This is a genomic window from Streptomyces yongxingensis, from assembly GCF_055597465.1.
Genome location: NZ_CM145717.1, coordinates 8,961,518 through 8,979,392 on the forward strand (window position 1 = coordinate 8,961,518; position 17,875 = coordinate 8,979,392).

Below are 17,875 nucleotides of genomic sequence, written 5' to 3' on the forward strand. Positions count from 1 at the left end.
CGCTGGCATGAGCACTGACGCCCTGGGTCCCGTGGAGACCACGTCGCTGGCCGACCAGGCATACCGGCGGCTTCGGGCCGCGATCCGGGAGGGCGTCCTGCGGCCGGGCGAGAAGATCACCGAACGCGATCTCGCCGCCCGCCTGGGCGTGAGCCCCACCCCCGTCCGTGAGGCGCTGCGGCAGTTGGTGCACGAGAAGGTCGTCGAAAGGGTGGGCCCGCGTGCCCTGCGCATCGCCGAGCACTCCTCGGCGGTCCGCTCCGAGATCGTCGAGGCCGAGGTCCGCCTGTCCGCCCTCATGGCACGCCTCGCTGCCCGCAACGCCACCGCGGAGCAGCTCACCGGCCTGGTCTCGCTGCTCGGCCGGACCGACCAGATCGTCGCCGGTATCGAGGAGACCGTCGCCGAGCAGGGCATGGAAGCCGATGTGACCGACCGGCTCACCGCCGTCTTCCACAAGCTGCGCCTCTTTCACCGTCAGGTCGAGGCGTGCGTGGGCAATCCCGTTCTGGAGGGTCTGCTGGGTCAGGCCCGGGCGTTCAGCGAAGAGGAACGGCTCGACCTCACCATGAGACGCGTACCCGAGCGCGCCGAGGCGTTCCGTGCCCGCTACCACGAGCACCGCGAGCTCCTGGACGCTCTGCTCGAACGGGACGAGGATCGCGCCGAGGCGCTTGCCGCGCGGCACCACCGCGCCGCTCTCGTCCAGTTGTCCGGCGGTTGACCTTCGATCCGCTTGCCCGCCCCGGAGTACGGATGCGTGAGGCGGGCTGACCTTCCCCCCACTTGCTATAGCATGTAGCACAGGAGCCGCGACCTCATGACGCTCGAATCCCCGCCCGTCTCCGACACGGCCACGACGGTGCCCCGCCTGGCAGTGGGCGAGCGCATGAACCGCCGTGCGGTGCTCTGGGTGACCCTCGCCGTGTTCGCTCAGGAAGCGGTCTGGAACTTCTACGACGCGCAGGTCCCCGAGCAGTTGCGGCACTACTTCAGCTCCGCGGGCGTCATCGGGCTGATCATGGGCCTGGACCATTCCTGGGGCATTCTCACCCAGCCGTCCGTCGGGTTCTTCTCCGACCGGCTCGCCCGCCGCCGTACCGGCCGGTGGCCGATCGTCCTCATCGGCGCCGTGCTTGCCACCGTGCCGTTCATCCTCATTCCCTGGGCGACGAATCTGCCGACGCTGATGGTGTGCGTGGTCGGCTTCGCCGCGATCGCCAACGCGTTCAAAGGCGTCACCGAGACGCTGATCTCGGACTATGTCGCGCCGTCCAGCCGCGGCAAGGCCCAGGGCTTCATCAAGGGCGGCGTCGGTCTGACCATCGTCGTCTCCTCTCTGATCAGCCTCCTCGTCGTCGACCGGTCCCTTCGTCTCGCCTTCGCGATCCCCCCGCTGCTGATGCTGATCGTGCTCGGTCTGTCCTGGGTCTTCCTCGGCCGCCGCCACACCGACTCCCTTCTGCCCGAGGCGGAATCGGCAGACGAGGGACGGGAGTTCGGCTCTCCGTGGGCGGTGCTGAAGGACGCGCTGCGTTCCCCGTCCAGCCCGACGCCGCTGCTGATGCTCGGCATCTTCTGCTTCGCCGGCATGTGGTCGGCGCTGCGCTCGCTGATGACCCCGTACGGCACGCAGGTTCTCGGTCTGACGCGCGGTGAGGCCGGGGGCCTCGCTCTCCCGGGCGCGGTCGCGTTCCTGATGGCTGTGCTGCCGATCGCCTACGCCTCGAACCGGCTCGGCCAACTGCGCGCGGTGCGGTACGGCGTCGTCCTGTTCATCGTCGGAGTCCTCGTCGGGTTCACCGTCCCCACCGTCCCGGGCACGGTCGTGGCGATGGTGCTCTCCTCCCTCGGGTACGCGTCGTTCGCGGTCAACGCGCTGGTCGCGCTGTGGAACCTCGCGCCGACGCAGAAGGTGCTGGCCACGTACACCGCCCTCTACACCATCGCGTCCGCGTCCGGCATGGCGCTGGGCCCGGCCATTCTCGGCACCGCGGTCGACCTGACCGGTTGGCGCTGCATGTTCCTGAACGGCGCCGCCTTCGCGGGCGTCACCTTCCTCGTCTTCACCCGCCTGGCCCGACACGCCCCTGACGGCGCCACCGCCTGATGCCTCACGACGTCCGCCCCCCGGTCCGATGAAAGGCACCACCCTCATGGAACTCCGCATCCTGGCCCCCACCGGCGCGCTCGGTGCCGGGTTCGACGCCGACGCGCTCGCGCGCGGCCTCGCCGCCCGCCCGGACGTGATCGCCTGCGACGCCGGCTCCACCGATTCCGGCCCCGCCGCCCTCGGTTCGGGCACTCCGAAGCTGTCCGCCCAGGCGGTCACCCGCGACCTGCGGCTGCTCCTGAGAGCACGTGACCAGCTCGGCGTGCCGCTGATCATCGGCTCCTGCGGCACCTCCGGCCGCGATGCGGGAGTCGACTGGGTCGGCTCCCTCGTCCGCTCCCTCGCCGCCGAGGAGTGCCTGCGCTTCAAGCTCGGCCTGATCTACTCCGACCAGCCCGTCCAGCGCCTCCAGGACCTCTACGACGCGGGCCGGATCCGGCCCCTGGCGAACGCGCCGGAGATCGACCGGGAGCTGTTCGAACGCAGCCACACCGTCGCGATGATGGGCGTCGAGCCAATCCAGGAAGCCCTCCGCGACGGCTGCGACGTCGTCCTCGCCGGCCGCGCCAGCGACACCGCCCTGTTCGCGGCACTGCCTCATATGCGAGGTGCCGACCCGGGCCTGACCTGGCACATGGCCAAGACCGTCGAGTGCGGCGCCGCCTGCGCCATCCCGCCGTCCGCCAACGCTCTGCTCGTCACGCTGCGGGACGACCACTTCGACGTCACCACGCTGGCCGCGGAAAGCCGCCTGACCCCCCGGTCGGTCGCCGCGCACACCCTGTACGAGAACGCCGACCCGTATCACGTCGCCGAACCCTCAGGCGTGCTGGACACCACCGGGGCGACCTACGAGGCGGTCGACGAGCGGACCGTCCGCGTCCGCGGCGCCCGCTACATCCCGGCCGACGGCTACACCAACAAGCTCGAAGGCGCCGAACTCGTCGGCTACCAGACCGTCATCATCGGCGGCGTGCGCGACCGCGTCGTCATCGACGCCCTCCCCAAGCTCCTGCCGATGGCCAAGCAGTACTTCCACGACAAGATCCTCGACGTCTTCAACGGCCGGGTCGACCCCGCCGACATCGACATCGACTACCGCCTCTACGGCGCCGGAGCCGTCCTCACCGGCAGCGAACCCGATCCGCTCACCCCGCGCGAACTCGGCGTCCTGATCACCGTCACCGCACCCGACCAGGAGACCGCCCACGCCATCGCCACATTCGTCGCCCACGCCAGCAGCCACCTGCCCATCGCCGAGTACGACGGCCTGGTCTCCACCCTCGCCTATCCCTATTCCCCGCCCGAGATGGACCGCGGAGCCCTGTACCGCTTCACCCTCAACCACGTCGCCACCGGCGTCACCCCGACCGAGCTGTTCCGCACCGTCACCGAGGAGCTGTAACCCCGTGACCACCCTTCTCGACTACTGCTCCCTGGTCCGCTCCAAGAACGCCGGCCCCTTCACCCTCACCCTCGACTTCATGTGCCATGACCAGGCCGCCTACGACGCCCTCGTCGCCACCGGCTTCCTCAACAAGAGCCTCTTCGCCGCCCTTTACGGCGCCGACCCCGACCAGGTCCTCGTCGTCAACCACCCCCTGGCCCTCGCGGTGAAGGTCTCCCTGCCACGCCCGACCGTCCAGGGCGGTCCGCACGACACCGACTGCTACGCCGGCCAGCAGTACGCCCCGCTCATGGACATGGACGTCACCCCGGCATGACCTGGGGAAAGCCCCGCAATTCGTTCCGGGGATGCCGGACAAGAGGGTGCAGGCTGACCGGTACAGTGTCGCGGTCGGTCGCATATTCGGCCAGGAGATGATGGACATGAAGGATTTCCTGGGCTTCTTTGCCGATGAGAACTATTGAGGAAGCGTGAGCGAAGTGGGAATGGCCAGGTCGAAGAAGAATGCTGTCGGCTGGATCGTCAGCATGTGTGTCATGGCCGCGGTGCCGGTCCTCGCGGGGTGTTCGGCGGACTCGACGAAGACGAAGGACGCGAAGGACGCGAAGGACGCGAAGGGCTCGGCCTCGACCGCCGGAACCACCCCGTCCCCGAAGGGGCGGTCCGGTGATCAGTCCACGGTGCAGGGGACGGTGGCCACGTGGGTGACCGCGGTCGTCGAGGACCGTCCCAAGGAGGCATGCTCGGTCATGGCGACACCGGCCACCGACGGGTCTCCCGCGAAGCCCGGCACTGAGGCGATGTGCGGAGGCAAGGGGCCGGAGGCACAACAGATGGAGAAGCAAATCCACCGCCTGCACGCCTCGTTCGCACCCGACCAGCCGAAGAATCACCCGACGGTGAAGGTCGCCGAGGTCCCGGTCACCGGCAAGAAGGCGACGGTCGACGGTGAGCAGATCACCGTGGACGGTCAGACGTTGAAGGCCATCGTCCTGTCGCACTCCACCGGAGTGAAGGAGGACGAGGTCGGTGTCAGGATCGAGGCCGGCGTCGTGGAAGGCCGCTGGTACGTGACCAATCTGGGTCTCTCCGTCGGCTGACGTCACGGTAGCCGCGGTCGGCCCGCCGCCCGCGCCACGGCTGGGCTCCCCACCTGCGCCCTTGCTACGGTCGGCACATGCCAGGTCGCCGCTACCACTCGCCCCGCCGCGCGGAGGCCGCTGCCGCGACCCGGCAGTCGATTCTGGAAGCCGCCAAGGAGCTCTTCGCCACTCACGGCTACGTGGCCACCACGGTCACCCGGATCGCCGCCGCGGCCCGGGTGGGCACCAACACCGTCTACACCAGCACCGGCGGCAAGCCGCAGATTCTGCGCGACCTGGTCACCGTGGGCGTCGAGGACCCCATCGCCGAACAAACCCTGGCGCGGATCGCGGCGGCCGACGACGCCCGCGACGTCGTCGTGTACGCCGTCGAGGGCATCCGCCGCGACAGCGAGAAACACGCGGATGTCGTCGAGATCCTCCTCGACGCGGCCTCGGTCGACGCGTACGCCGCCGAACTGCTGCGCTTCGCCCAGGAGCGATTCCGTGACGCGCTGCGGACCACCGCCGACCGGATCGCCGCGCTGGGCGCCCTGCGGGAGGGGCTCGACGTACCGGGCGCCACGGATGTGCTCTGGTACTACCTCGGTCTGTCGTCCTGGCGCGTGCTGGTGCGGGAGAACGGCTGGGACTGGGACACCGCCGAGCGGTGGCTGCGGAACCGGACCGTGTCCGCCCTGCTTACCGGGTGAGCGTGGCCTCCAAGATGGCGAACGGGCTGTCCACAGGCCCTGGGACGCGCCGGTCGAGGGTGAACCCGGCACCGGCGAACAGCGCCGCGAACTCCGTCTCCCGGCGCTCGTGGCCCGACACCATGCCGAGCATGGTCAAGTCGAGCAGCTTGCTCGGATGCGGCTCATCGCCCTCCGAGAGCACCGTCTCCACCACCACCAGCCGGGCGCCGTGGGGCGCCGCCTCCGCGATCCGGCCCAGGATGCGCGCACACGACACGTCGTCCCAGTCGTGCAGCACGGTGGACAGCAGGTAGACGTCCGCGGCCGGCACGCTCTCGAAGAAGTCACCGGCCTGTACCTCGATGCGGTCGGCCATCCCCTGGCCGGCCAGCCGCGCGGGGGCGGTGGACACCACGTGCTCCATGTCGAAGACGATGCCGCGTCGACCGGGTTCGTCGGCCAGCAGCCGGGCCAGCACGGAGCCGTCGGCGCCGCCGATGTCGGCTACCAGCTCGCCAGGCGGGAGCCGGTACCCGGCCAGTACGGCGTCCTTGGGACCGTACGTCAGGTTGGCCATCGCCGACGCCATCACGGGCAGGTGCTCCGGGTGGCCGCCCAGCCACTCCGCGAAGGACTGCCCGAAGTGCGCCGTGGCCGCCGGGATGCCCGTACGGACGGTGGTGAGCAGCTCGGAGAAGGGCGCGTAGTGCGTCTCCATCCACATGATCGCCATGTCGCGCACCGAACCGGGCACATCCGCCACCAGCGTGGAGCCGAGCGGGGTGAGCGCGAAGGCGTCCTCACCGTGATGGGTCACCACCCCGATGCCGGAGAGAATGTGCAGCAGCCGCCCCAGCGCCTCGGCGTCCGTCTCCGTGGTCTTCGCCAACTCCCCGACCGTCATCGGACCGCCGTGCAGCGCCGTGGCCACACCGAGCTTGGCCAGCGCGTACAGCGCCTGGGACTGCTGGAAACCGGACAGCATCCGCAGCATCTCCATGGACCGCTCGGACGCGGACGTCTCGGATGCCGTCGTGGCCGGGGCCGTCGCCGCGTCGGCCTGCGGGGGAGTGGGCGCGGGGGGCATGGGCCTCTCCAGAAGGTGTAGAAATTCGCGGTAATACGGCTACCGCGAAATCGTATCGCACCATCGCGTTAGCGATCGCCAGTCGTCAACGTGTGCGGGGAGCACGGGCGTTGGGACGGACTGGAGGCCGGCGGCGCCGCCTACCGGTGTCGTGGTCAGGCCGCTGTGGCGAGGCTGTGACCTGGTTGGCCAATGAGCTGGAAAGAAGGGCGAAGGGCGAACCCGTCCGGCATACTTGCGAACGCGGACCACCCTGCTCACCAGCAGGCACGCCAAGGCCCAGCGCCTTTCGAGCGCTGATGCACACTTCCGGGGAACAGTCGTCATGAATAACCTTCAGCCGTCGGACCCGACGTCCATGGGCGGCTATCCGTTGCTCGGCCGGCTCGGTGCGGGCGGCATGGGGCAGGTGTTCTTGTCCCGTACGGCTTCGGGTCGGCTGCTCGCACTCAAGACGATCCGCGACGATCTCAGCTCCGAGCCGGGGTTCGAGGAGCGGTTCGCCCGCGAGATACGCAACAGCGACCGCGTCCGTTCGCCGTGGACCGTGACGGTCGTGGACTACAGCGCCCCGGGCCGGCGCCCGCAGTGGCTGGCCACCGAGTATGTTCCCGCGCCGTCGCTCGCCGAATGGGTTACGGCCCACGGTCCGCTGCCGCAGACCGCGCTGCTCTCCCTCGCCGCCGAACTGTGCGGCGCCGTGCGGGCCGTGCACCAGGCCGACCTCGCGCACCGGGACGTCAAGCCCGGGAACATCTTGCTGGCACGCGACCGTCCACGGCTGATCGACTTCGGTGTCGCACGGGCCGCCGACGACAGCCGGCACACCCGCCTCGGTGTCCCGGTGGGCTCCCCCGGATTTCTCGCACCGGACCAGGCCATCGGCGGTGTCGCCGCCGAACCCGCCGACGTGTTCTCGCTGGCCGCCGTGCTGGTCTACGCCGCGACCGGACGCGGCCCCTTCTCGCACGCGGGGGAACAGATCCCCGCCGCCGCCCTGATGTACCGAGTGGTCCACGAGGAACCCGACCTCGAAGGGGTCCCCCCGGAGCTGGTGCCGCTGCTCACCGCGTGTCTGGCCAAGGACCCGGCCGTGCGCCCGACGGCGGCTGAGCTGAGCGGATGGCTGGAGGAGAGGGGCGGCCGGATCGGGCGGTGGCCCGAGGAATGCCCCACGGTTCTCGCCGGAAAACTGACCGAGGCCGAGCATTCGGCGCGCACCATGGTCGACCTCGCACATCAATCCACCGTGGCCCCCGCCGGTCAGGATTCGGCCGGGGCGGCGGTGAGGTCCGACACCGTCCTCGCCGCCCCGGCCGAGCCCGGTCGGCGCCGCCCGCCCGCCTGGCTGCTGACCACGGCCATCGCGGCGGTCGTGGTGGCCGTGGTGGCCGTGGTGGCCGTGGTCCACTTCGGTACGCAGCGTTCCTCGGCCAAGTCCTCGCCGTCCGCGCAGGGACGCCCGTCCGGCTCGGCCTCCTCGGCGACCGCGGGAAAGACACCGTCCGCCTCGACGCAAAAGCCTCAGGAGACCCAGCAGTCCCAAGAGTCCCAGAAAAGCCAGGAGCCCCAGGACAAGAGCGCGGCACTCAAGGTCATACGGGCCACGTTTGAGCTGGCCGCCGGAGAGTCCGTGGTGGCCGGGGCCAGGAGTCTGACCATGCAGCAGGACGGCAACCTGGTGGTCTCCGACCAGGATCACAAGCCGCGCTGGGCCGCGATGACCAAGGGTGAGGGCAACTCCGCCCGCTTCCAGGCGGACGGCAACCTGGTCGTCTACAACAGCGGCGGGCAGTTCCTGTGGTCCTCACGGACCCATGGCCACCAAGGAGCGGTCCTCGTGTTCCAGGCCGACGGAAATGTTGTGATCAAGTCCGGCGACACCGTGCTCTGGGCCGCGGGAACCGAAAGCTGACCGTTCCGGTACCGGAACGGCCCGGTGGATGCCGGAATCTGTGTCCTCTTATGCGCCTTGCGCGTATTCGTGGATGAGGCCGCCGAGTCATGCTGCATCTTTTGGAATACTGGCCGCAGATCGAGTGGGGGGCAGCCATGTTCATCGTTTCGGACCGATGCGGCCATTGCGTTCACGTCCAGATGTATCCGCCTCAGGACCAGGTCGAGGCCATCACGACGAAAGCGGCCGCATCGCCGTGTCCGGTGTGTGGCGTCCGTGCCCGGCGTGCGGATCTTTTCGTCGTCATGTTCGACATCGAGGAGAAGGTGGCCCGTCACCAGAGCCCGCTCGGGCCGCGTGCGGACGCGCCTCCGGGCAATTTCCTGGGTTTCTACGGGGAAAACGATGAGCGGAAGTTCAGCGTCGGTAGTTTCTCGAAAGACCTGCGGGCGAGAATGTACGGAGAGGCGGACGCGAAGCGCAAGGACGTGTGTGCCGCGGTGAGCAAGGTGCTCGCCGAGCTGTTCGGGCTCGATCGTGCGCTGAAGGCGTACGGCCGGGGCGATTTCGCCATCTCCGAGGTGTGGTCCGAGCGGGCCGTGGAAGTGCTGGAGGACCGGGTTGCCCGCGCGGGAGCCCATTTCTATCTCGGGCTCAGCCAGGTGAAGCTGGGCAAGCCGGACCAGGCCGAAGCGGCGTTCCGCGAGGCGCTGGCGGGCGGCGACGAGGTTCCTGTGCTCGTCCGGTCGGGAGCCGCAGTCCAGCTCGGCGTACTGTGCGGTGGCCGCGGCGACATCCCCGGCGCGCGAACCGCCTACCGGCTGGCGCTGGAGCTGGCGGACCCCACCTTCGCCCCCGATGCCGCGCTCAACCTCGGCACCATCGAGGACGACTCGGGGCGGCGCGGCGAGGCGAAGAAACTGTGGGACTACGCCTACACCAGCGCGTCCGGCGAGTCGAAGTACCTCGCCGCCTACAACCTCGGGTGGTACTGGGAGCAGGAGTGCGACCATCGGCGGGCGCGCACCCACTACCGGCTCGCCATGAAGTCGGCCGACCGGGATGTGGTCTTGCGCGCCGAAGGCAGGATGGCCGGCCTTCGCACTGAACGCCGGCGCCGGCTATTCCGGGGGCGCAAGGGTGAGTCGTGACCGCACCGCGCTGGAACGCGAGTACCGGAACCTGCTCAGCAGGCACGGCGTCGAGCATCTCCTGACACGCCTGTCCCCGGAGGAAAGAGCTGAGGCGTGGGGCAGGATCGCGGAGCAGGCGGCGCAAACGGCGGAGGTCTACGGCGAAACCGTCGATCTCGGGGCGCTGGGCCGGTGGGACACTCCTGGCGATGGGCGGAGCAGGCTCGATGGCATCGCCCAAGCGATCGAGCGTGAGACAGCCGATATGGGGTTCACCCTGCCCGGGCCGGTGTACGTCGGCGAGTACCCGCACAACTCGTTCAACGCGCAAGCCTGCCGCGTACGTAGCGGCACCCTGCTGCTCATCAATACAGGTCTCGGTCTGCTGCTCGTCGAGGTCGCCCGCGCGCTGGAAACGGGCCGTCTTGAAGCCACCCTGACCGACGACGGCGTGATCGTCGAACAGCGGCCGACCGAAGCGATGGTACGGCACCGAGACGCAGCGGAAGCGCTGCTCAGCAGCGCGCTCGCGGCCTACATCGTGCACGATGACAGCAGGCTCGGCGGCAAGCAGCCGGTCGACCTCACCTGGCGTGGTGTCGAGAGCCTGCTTCTCGCGAGGGCGGCCGAGACCTTCGCCGTAGCACACGAATACGGACACTTCCTCGCCGGTCATCTCGACCAGCCGCGCGGCTCGGGCGACGAATGGCTGCGCAAGAGCCACGACCAGGAGTTCGAGGCCGACGAGATCGGCGCGCTGCTCTCCTTGAAGGTTCATTCGCGCCTGGCCTCCGCGTCCTCATCGCTGTTCACCGCCGATCACGCGGCGGCCGGGGTGTTCCTGTTCTTCGGCATCGATCACCTGCTGAACCGTGTGCGGGCGGAGATCCCAGAACTCATCGGTGAGGACATCGTCTCCGACCACCCACCGTCGGAGGCAAGGGCCGCCACGTTGAGGCGCACCCTGACCGAGCTGGAAGGCCCCAATGTCTTTCAGCTCGCCGACGGGCATCTCCACATGCTCTCGCAACAGGAGGGCCATGTCGTCGAGAACGTCCGGCGGCTGCTGAGGGAACACCTGCCTGCCCGCACCAGGAGGTCATCGTGAAGATCTTCTTCGGAGGCTGGTGAACGGGATGGCCACGGTGTCGGTGGTGGGGCACTTCTCGGGCGGCAGCGACCGCGAGGCGATCCTGGGCGCACTGCGCGAGGCGTCCGTCCGTGGCGATCTGGTCAGTGGCACGGCGGAGGAAGGCGACCTCGCCATCCTGCGCGACCACGGCCTGGTGATCCACCGGACGATCGGCACGGAGGCGCACGAACCGCTCGCCCCGAAGGCGCGCGACTGGATGCTGGGCTCGCTCGCGCTCCCCGCTGTCGAGGCCCAGCCGAAGTCGATCGTGCCCGGCTACGGCGAAATCCTCGTGCTGAGAACCGATCCCGTGCCCGAGGCGGACTGGCGGGACAGACTTGCCGAGCTCGGGGCGGTGGTGCTCGAGAGGGTCGGCGCGGACTGCTACGTGATTCGGGTGCCCGAGGATCGCGCCGCCGACCTGCGCGCGCAACGCTTCGTCGCCGAGGTGCGTCCGTACGGGGTGGGCGACACGGTCGATATGGCGAACGTGGTTTCTCCCGGTGGCCCGCCGCCCCCGGGGGCCGCTCCGGTGCGGTACGAGGTCCTGGTGCACGAACGGGAGGATCTGGACGCGGTACGTGCCTGGCTCGCGGATGAAGGCTGGCCCGAGGAGGGCACCGGGCGGCGCAAGGTGCGATTCCGCTGCCGCTTCGGCGACCCCGGGCTGCTGGAACTGGCGCGCCGTCCCGAGGTCGCGGCACTGGACCTGTACGTGCCACCGGAGCCGCTGAACGACCTCTCCCAGCGGATCGTCGGGCTACGCGGCCCCACCAAGCCGCCCGGCCTCACCGGGCGGGGCCAGATCCTCGGTGTGGCCGACACCGGCGTGGACAGCGGGCATCCCGATCTGGCCGGCCGGCTGTTCAAGGTCGTGGCCCGCGGCAGACCGAACGACACGAGCGACCCGGACGGCCACGGCACCCATGTGGCGGCCTCGCTGCTCGGCGACGGCTCGGCCTCCGGCGGCGCGTTCCGCGGGGCCGCCCCCGGCGCGATGCTGTTCCTTCAGTCGATCATGGACGAGCACGGCCGGCTCACCGGCCTGCCCGTGGACCTCAACGAACTGCTGGGGGAGGCTTACGACGTCGGAGTGCGCATCCACAACAACAGTTGGGGTGCGGACGCCGGTTCCGTCTACCGGATGAGCTCGCTGGAGATTGACGAGTTCGTCTGGACGCATCCCGACATGCTGGTCGTGGTGGCGGCGGGCAACAGCGGCAGTGCGGCGGCGCCCTTGCACGGGCCGCGCGGTGACGTCGACCTGTTCTCGGTGACCGCGCCCGCCACCGCGAAGAACGCGCTCACTGTCGGCGCGAGCCGCAGTTCGCGCAACGCGCCAGAACTCACCTGGGGCCAGTGGTCGTCCGAGCACTTTCCGGACGTGCCCATCGCCGAGGAGTTCCTCGGCGGTGATCCGGCCAGCATGGCGGCGTTCAGCAGCCGGGGGCCATGCCAGGAGCAGGAACGCATAAAACCGGATGTCGTGGCGCCCGGCACCTGCGTGGTCTCCGCGCGTTCGGCGACCGCCCCCGAGTCCGGGTTCTGGCTCAACTGGAACGAACACTACGCGGTCATGGGCGGCACCAGCATGGCCGCGCCGCTGGTCGCGGGCGCAGCCGCCCTCGCCGGCGAGTGGTTCGGCGCGCGAGACCATCTGCCCAGCGCCGCGCTGCTCAAGGCGACGCTGGTCAACGGCGCGCGGTGGCTCCGCGGCCGCGACGCCCTCGCCGGGCACCCGGCCGTGCCCAACCCTCACCAGGGTTTCGGGCTGGTGGACCTCTCACGCAGCCTGTCCGGCGACTTCCTGTTCCTCGACACGTGGTCACCGGGCTCCCGCTGCGAAGCCCTCCGCGCCTATGGGCAGTCCGTGCGGCTGCCCGTGCGCTGTGCGGGCCCTTCCGAGCTCAACGTCTGTCTCGCGTGGACAGACCCGCCAGGTCGCGGGGTACAGCACGCCCTGGCCCTCGTGGTCAGTCACGCCGGTGGCCGCGTACTCGGCAACCACGCCCGCCGGAAGGCGTACGCGACCGCTGACTCGGCCAACAACGTGCAGATCGTCCGGCTGGCCGTCGAGGCGAGCGGCGAGTACCTGATCGAGATCACCGCCATCTCCGAACTCCTCCATGGGCCGCAGGACTTCGCGGTGGCCGTGTCCTGCACGCTGGCGGAGGAGCCGTCGCCGGCGTGGGGGTGCGGCCACTGAGGGAACACCCGGGAAAGCGCGAGGAAAGCGTGATGCGCGGGGGGTGTGCCGACGGGCTCACCGCGGTCCGGGTGCCGGAGGTGTCACCCGAACAGAGGCGGCGAGTCCAGCGCGGACGACCCGGCGATCTGGCGCGGCTCCAACGACCCGGCCAAGAGCCTGGTACTGGGCACCGCGAAGGTCGGCGGCCTGCGGGTGTACGACCTCGCGGCACACGAGGTCCAATCGCTCCCCGCTCCGAAGGCGCCCAGCGCCGAGGACAAGCCGGGCCGCATCAACAACGTGGACGTCATCGACGGCGCCAACCTCGCCGTCGCCACCGACCGCGGCCGCGACAAGCTGGTCATCTACCGCATCGACGGCAGCCGTGCGGAGGGCCCCGTCAAGGACGTCACCGCCGAGAAGTCGGCCCCGTACATCTTCTCGGCCGACCAGGACGAGGTGAACAAGCAGGCCACCGCCTACGGACTGGCCTCCGTGCGAGGACCCGGGCGAGCAGCCCTACCTCGAGGGCATGCGGGTCGACCCCGCGAACGGCATGCTCTACGCCGGCCAGGAAGACGTGGGTGTCTGGCGGTTGCGCGCCGATCTCACCGGCGAGCCCACCTTGATCGACAAGGTCAGGGACTTCGGTGTCCCGTACACCCAGGATCCCGCCACCGGGGAGTGTGCCCCCGGCGAGGACCCCGGCTTCGGCGGGGACCACCTCACCGCGGACGTCGAGGGCATCACGCTGCTCGACCGGCCGGGCGGCGGTGGCTATGTCGTCGTCTCCAGCCAGGGCGACAGCCCTTCGCGATGTATGACCGCGACCCGGCCAAGGGCAACCCGTTCGTGAAGAGCTTCCGGGTCGCCGCGGGCAAGGGCGCGATCGACGGTGCCGACGGCACCGACAGCCTGGACATCGTCAACCAGTCGTTCGGTTCGGCATACCGCGTGGGCTCGCCGTGATCCAGGATGCCCCGGACACCCCCACGGTGACCGGCGACGACGGTGAGCCCCGGGAGGGCTCCAACTACAAGTACGTGGACCTGGGCGACCTGTCCACCGCCACCGGACTCAGCTTCCGCTGACGGCGGGCGAACCCACTGGCGCCCCTCGCCGGCCGCCGGAGCGGCCACGGCTGGACCGGCTCATCGGGGTGGAGGCCATGGGTCCTGGAACGAGCTTGGCCCACAACAGCCAGGCGGGTCGGGCGGCGCCCGGGTCGCTCCGGGCGGACGGATAACCTGGGCCCGTCAGCGAAGATCCCAGAAGGGCGGAGCACATGGCAGACATCGTGGAGACGGCGGCGCGGAAGGTCTTCGCGCGCTATGACGTCGACGGGGACGGGCTGGTCACCGCGGACGAATACCGGAGGGTCGTGGCGGAGCTGGAGGGCTCGGAGATCACCGAGTCGCAGGCCCAGGAGCTCATCGACTCGCTCGACACCGACGGCGATCGCCAGATGTCCTTCGAGGAGTTCTGGGCGGCCATGAATGCCTGACACCGCCGGGGCCGGTACGTGAACTTGGCGGCCCCGGAAGAGATCATCCCGCCCGAGGACCTGCAGCCCGTCCCCGCCACCGGCGAGGACGGGCGGCCTCGCCGTGACCGGGCCGAGCGCGCCACGGGCCTGTCCAAGCGCGACTGGCGGCGCGCCTCCGGCCCGCATGTGGCGAGGATGTTGGCCACGGGCCGCTTCCCGGCGCTCACCAAGGCCGTGTACGACGGCACGGACGTGGACGCCGAGACATCCTTCGCGACCGGCCTGGACTGGGTCCTCGACGCCGTGGCCGCCAAACTCACCCGGCCGCCGGCGTGACGCTCAGCTCGTGCCCGACGTGAGCGGGGTCGGGGTGGGTGTCCACGGGCCGTGCGGGCTTGCGCCGCCAGGAGCGCACGGTAGTCCTCGGGGCTGACCGAGCGGTCGCGCACGGTGCCGATGCCGGTGGCGGCGTACTGCCACTGGCCAGGCACAGCCCGTCGATGCGCTCGGACAGGTTCGGGGCGGGGAGGAGGCGCTTGACCGAGGCCGGAAGGCGGGCGATGAAGGCATGCTGGTTCGGCGGCGCGTCATCCGGCGCGTACGGTCTCGCTTTGGGCCACGGCACGCAGGGAAGCGGACGTTCGGTCGATGTGCTGGGCCAGAAGGCGAGACGCGGCGTCAGCGTCCCGTGCGACGACCGCGTCCACCAGAGCCTGGTGCTCACCGGCGATGTCACGGTCGTAGTCATGGCCGATGGGGAACGACCAGCGGCGGTAGACCGTCGCCGCGTCTCGCAGGGAGAGGGCGACGCTCAGCAAGCGGTCGTTGCCGCACCCTTCGAGCAGGGTCTGGTGGAAGCACTCGTGCACCGCGAGCCAGTCGTGGTTGACCTCTCCGCCGGGCAGCGTCATGGGGGTGCCGGCCAGGTGGTGGTGGGCGGCGACGACCGCCGACTCCCAGGTGAGGTCCCCGCGCTCGACCGCCTGGCGCAGCACCAGGGACTCGATGTCCCGGCGTGCTTCGGTGAGTTCGTCGAGGTCCTTCAACGACAGCGTGACCACGCTGAATCCCTGCTGCGGCGTGGCCACGACGAGGCCCTGCCCGGAGAGCCGCGTCAGCGCCTCGCGGATGACGGACTGGCTGACCGAGAAGCGCTGTGCGAGCTCGACGAGACGCAACCGCTGTCCGGGCTCGAGCGCCCCCTGAAAGATGTCCTCGCGGATCTGTGCGTACACCGCGCCCGCCCGCGTTGCCTTCTCCGTCGCCACAGCCATGAACCCTATCAGGAAAGCGCTACGTGGAAAAAATATCGTTACTATATTGCGTTAGCGCTAACTAGCGAAGAGTGGATCACAGACGCCGAGATCGGGGAGATGCGCATGCGGGTGGCGAACTTCACCATGCCACCGATCCGGTCTCCTTCACTGCCCTCGGTGGCGCGCTTCCGCTTCGCCGGAACCGCGCCCGCCGACACGGTGTCTAGAGTTGGGTGGCGCCGCCGTCGACCAGCAGTTCCGCACCGGTGGTGAAGGAACTCTGCGCGCCCGCCAGGTAGAGGGCGGTGGCAGCGACCTCCTCGACTCGGCCGACGCGGCCGAGCGCGTTCGATGCGGTGGGCTTCGCCGCCGCGGACGACCGACCGCCCTGCGGGAACGCGGCTCGCAACGCGGCCCCGCCGGGCGTCTCGACCGGGCCGGGAGTGAGGACGTTGACCCGGATTCCGCGGCGGCCCAACTCGGCGGCCCACGTGCGAGCCAGACTCCGGATCGCGGCCTTGGTGGCGGCGTAAACACTGAGTCCCGGGGTGGCGCGCCGGACCGCGCTCGAGGAGAGCAGCGTCACCGAGGAGCCCGCCGACAGCAACGGCAGCGCCTTCTGGATAGTGAAGATCGTGCCCTTGAGATTGACGGAGGTGGCGCGCTCGTACTCCTCTTCGGTGATCTCGCCGAGCAGGCCGTAGTCCGCGGCACCGGCATTGGCCACGACGATGTCGAGGCGGCCGCTGCGCTCACCGATCTCGGCGAAGAGCCGGTCGAGATCGTCGAGTTTGGACACGTCACTCCGGATACCGATGCCACGGCTGCCGACGTGTGCCACGGCGGCGTCCAGCTCGGCCTCGCGGCGGCCGGTGAGGTAGACGGTCGCTCCCTCGGCGGCGAACAGGCGGGCGACGGCCAGACCGATGCCGGCGGAGGCACCGGTCACGAGGGCGATCCTGTTGTCCAGTTGTCCCATGTGCTTTCCCCATCGTTGGTGGGCCGAGTCAGCGTGAGGAGGCCGCGTCGGCCGAGAGCGAGGCCACCTCGGTGGGGAGAACCGCGGCCACGGCGGCCTCGACCACGGTGAGGTCCTGTTGTCCCGTGCCGCCGCTGGCACCGATTCCGCCGATGAGCGCTCCGTCGGCGAAGACCGGAACCCCGCCCTTGCTGAACATCACTCGGCCGTCGGTGGCCACGCTGATCGACGTGGTGAACTGCACCCGACCCGCGAATGCCTCGGCGACCTCGGCCGACGGACGCGCGAATGCCGCGGCCGTGTACGCCTTGCCGATCGCCACCTCGGTGAGCGGGAACGGAGTTCCGTCCATCCGGGCGAAGGCGACGAGCGCACCGCCGGTGTCCACCACGGCGATCGCCATGGGGACGCCCAGCGACATCGCCTCCGCGCGAGCCGCACTCACGAGAGCGGTACCGAGATCAAGGTTCATTCAACTACTCCTTCATCACGTGAGGTGGAACTCGGACGTGCGCACAGAGAGGGTTGGTGGCGTGTTCCCGGTACCGCGTCGTGGCCCAGCCCCAGTCCCAGTCCCAGCCCCAGTCCCCAGCCGCCGGCGTCCTGGGCTCAGAACGCGGCCTTCGTCAGACCGCCGTCGATACAGGTCGTTGTCCCCGTCACGTAGGAGGCACGGGGGGAAGCGAGGAACGCCGCGACATCGGCGAACTCCTGGACCGTTCCCCACCGGCCCAAGGGGATCTCGTCCGTCAGGTGCTGCGGCACACCGCCCGGGAACACCTCGTCCCGGCGAGGGGTGGTGATCCGTCCGGGCGCCAGGATGTTGACCGTGATTCCGTCCGGGCCCAGCTCGGTCGAGAGCGTCTTCAGGTATCCGTGGATACCGGGGCGGACCGCGTTCGACGCCGCCATGCCCGGCGTGGGCTCCTTGACCCCATGAGTCGTTATCGCCAGGATCCGGCCGCTCGAACTCTGCCGCAGGTGCGGCACACTGGCTTCGACGAGACGAATGAGCGGCAGCAGCACGAGATCGACCGTTTCGATCACATGCCGCGTGGTCAGGTCACGAGCGGGGCTCGGAGGCGGGCCGCCACTGTTCCACAGGACGATGTCGAGTCCGCCGAACAGCTCCACCGCTTCGCCGACGACTCGCGCCGGCTCATCCGGTGACGTCATGTCCGCGGAGACCGCGTGGGCACCGATCCGCGCCGCGTTGGCTTCCAGCAGCTCCTTGCGCCTCGCGACCATGACGACATTGGCCCCCTCCGCTGCCAACGCCTCCGCGATGCCCAAGCCCATCCCGGAAGACGCACCACCGACAACGGCGGTCTTCCCCTTCAGTCCCAGATCCATTGCGATCCTCCGTCACGGGTGAGCTGGGCTTCGCCAGGCGACACAGCCTGAAGTTATCGATAATTT

Annotated in this window: 18 protein-coding genes and 2 pseudogenes; 15 read left to right on the plus strand and 5 right to left on the minus strand. The window is 69.7% G+C overall.

What is annotated here, in order from left to right; genetic code table 11:
- The first annotated feature begins 7 nt into the window (after positions 1–7).
- From ACZ6TD_RS38435 to ACZ6TD_RS38460, 6 genes are all read left to right on the plus strand, one after another.
- A complete protein-coding gene (locus tag ACZ6TD_RS38435; RefSeq protein ID WP_471345513.1) occupies positions 8–724 on the plus strand; it encodes a GntR family transcriptional regulator in 717 nt (238 codons plus the stop codon).
- 96 nt (positions 725–820) lie between these two features.
- Positions 821–2,110, plus strand: coding sequence for an MFS transporter (locus ACZ6TD_RS38440; protein WP_471345515.1), 1,290 nt, complete (start codon positions 821–823; stop codon positions 2,108–2,110).
- 46 nt (positions 2,111–2,156) lie between these two features.
- Positions 2,157–3,518, plus strand: a complete 1,362-nt coding sequence (locus ACZ6TD_RS38445; protein ID WP_471345518.1) for an acyclic terpene utilization AtuA family protein — start codon at positions 2,157–2,159, stop codon at positions 3,516–3,518.
- A gap of 4 nt (positions 3,519–3,522) precedes the next feature.
- Positions 3,523–3,837: a DUF4387 domain-containing protein gene (locus ACZ6TD_RS38450; protein WP_471345521.1), complete on the plus strand. Its 315-nt coding sequence runs from the start codon at positions 3,523–3,525 to the stop codon at positions 3,835–3,837.
- Between the two features lie 154 nt (positions 3,838–3,991).
- Positions 3,992–4,621 (plus strand): hypothetical protein, encoded by a 630-nt coding sequence (locus ACZ6TD_RS38455; RefSeq protein WP_471345522.1) that lies wholly within the window; start codon positions 3,992–3,994, stop codon positions 4,619–4,621.
- 77 nt (positions 4,622–4,698) lie between these two features.
- The gene (locus tag ACZ6TD_RS38460; RefSeq protein WP_471345523.1) at positions 4,699–5,316 is read left to right on the plus strand and encodes a TetR/AcrR family transcriptional regulator; all 618 of its coding nucleotides are present in this window, start codon (positions 4,699–4,701) and stop codon (positions 5,314–5,316) included.
- On the opposite strand, the gene ACZ6TD_RS38465 is transcribed toward ACZ6TD_RS38460, so the two are convergent.
- Positions 5,306–6,385, minus strand: coding sequence for a methyltransferase (locus ACZ6TD_RS38465; RefSeq protein WP_471345525.1), 1,080 nt, complete (start codon positions 6,383–6,385; stop codon positions 5,306–5,308). The genes ACZ6TD_RS38460 and ACZ6TD_RS38465 overlap by 11 nt on opposite strands.
- A gap of 325 nt (positions 6,386–6,710) precedes the next feature.
- On the opposite strand from ACZ6TD_RS38465, the gene ACZ6TD_RS38470 reads away from it, so the two are divergent.
- From ACZ6TD_RS38470 to ACZ6TD_RS38510, 9 genes and pseudogenes are all read left to right on the plus strand, one after another.
- Positions 6,711–8,300, plus strand: coding sequence for a protein kinase domain-containing protein (locus tag ACZ6TD_RS38470; RefSeq protein ID WP_471345527.1), 1,590 nt, complete (start codon positions 6,711–6,713; stop codon positions 8,298–8,300).
- Positions 8,301–8,389: 89 nt separating this feature from the next.
- Positions 8,390–9,433: a hypothetical protein gene (locus ACZ6TD_RS38475; protein WP_471345528.1), complete on the plus strand. Its 1,044-nt coding sequence runs from the start codon at positions 8,390–8,392 to the stop codon at positions 9,431–9,433.
- A complete protein-coding gene (locus ACZ6TD_RS38480) occupies positions 9,423–10,523 on the plus strand; it encodes a M48 family metalloprotease (RefSeq protein ID WP_471345530.1) in 1,101 nt (366 codons plus the stop codon). Before ACZ6TD_RS38475 ends, ACZ6TD_RS38480 begins: the two co-directional genes overlap by 11 nt.
- Positions 10,524–10,551: 28 nt before the next feature.
- On the plus strand, positions 10,552–12,753 hold the full coding sequence (locus ACZ6TD_RS38485; RefSeq protein ID WP_471345532.1) for a S8 family serine peptidase: 2,202 nt from the start codon (positions 10,552–10,554) through the stop codon (positions 12,751–12,753).
- A 45-nt stretch (positions 12,754–12,798) separates the two neighbouring features.
- Positions 12,799–13,092, plus strand: a pseudogene (locus ACZ6TD_RS38490) (phytase); the annotation flags it as partial.
- A 175-nt stretch (positions 13,093–13,267) separates the two neighbouring features.
- Complete coding sequence (locus tag ACZ6TD_RS38495; RefSeq protein ID WP_471345535.1) at positions 13,268–13,591, plus strand: phytase; 324 nt, start codon at positions 13,268–13,270, stop codon at positions 13,589–13,591.
- Between the two features lie 109 nt (positions 13,592–13,700).
- The gene (locus ACZ6TD_RS38500; protein WP_471345537.1) at positions 13,701–13,826 is read left to right on the plus strand and encodes a hypothetical protein; all 126 of its coding nucleotides are present in this window, start codon (positions 13,701–13,703) and stop codon (positions 13,824–13,826) included.
- A 194-nt stretch (positions 13,827–14,020) separates the two neighbouring features.
- Positions 14,021–14,239, plus strand: a complete 219-nt coding sequence (locus ACZ6TD_RS38505) for an EF-hand domain-containing protein (RefSeq protein ID WP_471345540.1) — start codon at positions 14,021–14,023, stop codon at positions 14,237–14,239.
- A gap of 108 nt (positions 14,240–14,347) precedes the next feature.
- Positions 14,348–14,557: pseudogene (locus ACZ6TD_RS38510) on the plus strand (TetR/AcrR family transcriptional regulator C-terminal domain-containing protein); the annotation flags it as partial.
- 251 nt (positions 14,558–14,808) lie between these two features.
- On the opposite strand, the gene ACZ6TD_RS38515 reads toward ACZ6TD_RS38510, so the two are convergent.
- From ACZ6TD_RS38515 to ACZ6TD_RS38530, 4 genes are all read right to left on the minus strand, one after another.
- On the minus strand, positions 14,809–15,495 hold the full coding sequence (locus tag ACZ6TD_RS38515) for a GntR family transcriptional regulator (protein ID WP_471345542.1): 687 nt from the start codon (positions 15,493–15,495) through the stop codon (positions 14,809–14,811).
- Positions 15,496–15,700: 205 nt separating this feature from the next.
- The gene (locus ACZ6TD_RS38520; protein ID WP_471345544.1) at positions 15,701–16,456 is read right to left on the minus strand and encodes an SDR family NAD(P)-dependent oxidoreductase; all 756 of its coding nucleotides are present in this window, start codon (positions 16,454–16,456) and stop codon (positions 15,701–15,703) included.
- A gap of 28 nt (positions 16,457–16,484) precedes the next feature.
- Positions 16,485–16,928 carry a GlcG/HbpS family heme-binding protein gene (locus tag ACZ6TD_RS38525; protein WP_471345546.1) on the minus strand — a complete coding sequence of 148 codons (444 nt, stop codon included), beginning with the start codon at positions 16,926–16,928 and terminating at the stop codon, positions 16,485–16,487.
- 137 nt (positions 16,929–17,065) lie between these two features.
- Positions 17,066–17,809 carry an SDR family oxidoreductase gene (locus tag ACZ6TD_RS38530; protein ID WP_471345548.1) on the minus strand — a complete coding sequence of 248 codons (744 nt, stop codon included), beginning with the start codon at positions 17,807–17,809 and terminating at the stop codon, positions 17,066–17,068.
- Between the last annotated feature and the right edge of the window lie 66 nt (positions 17,810–17,875).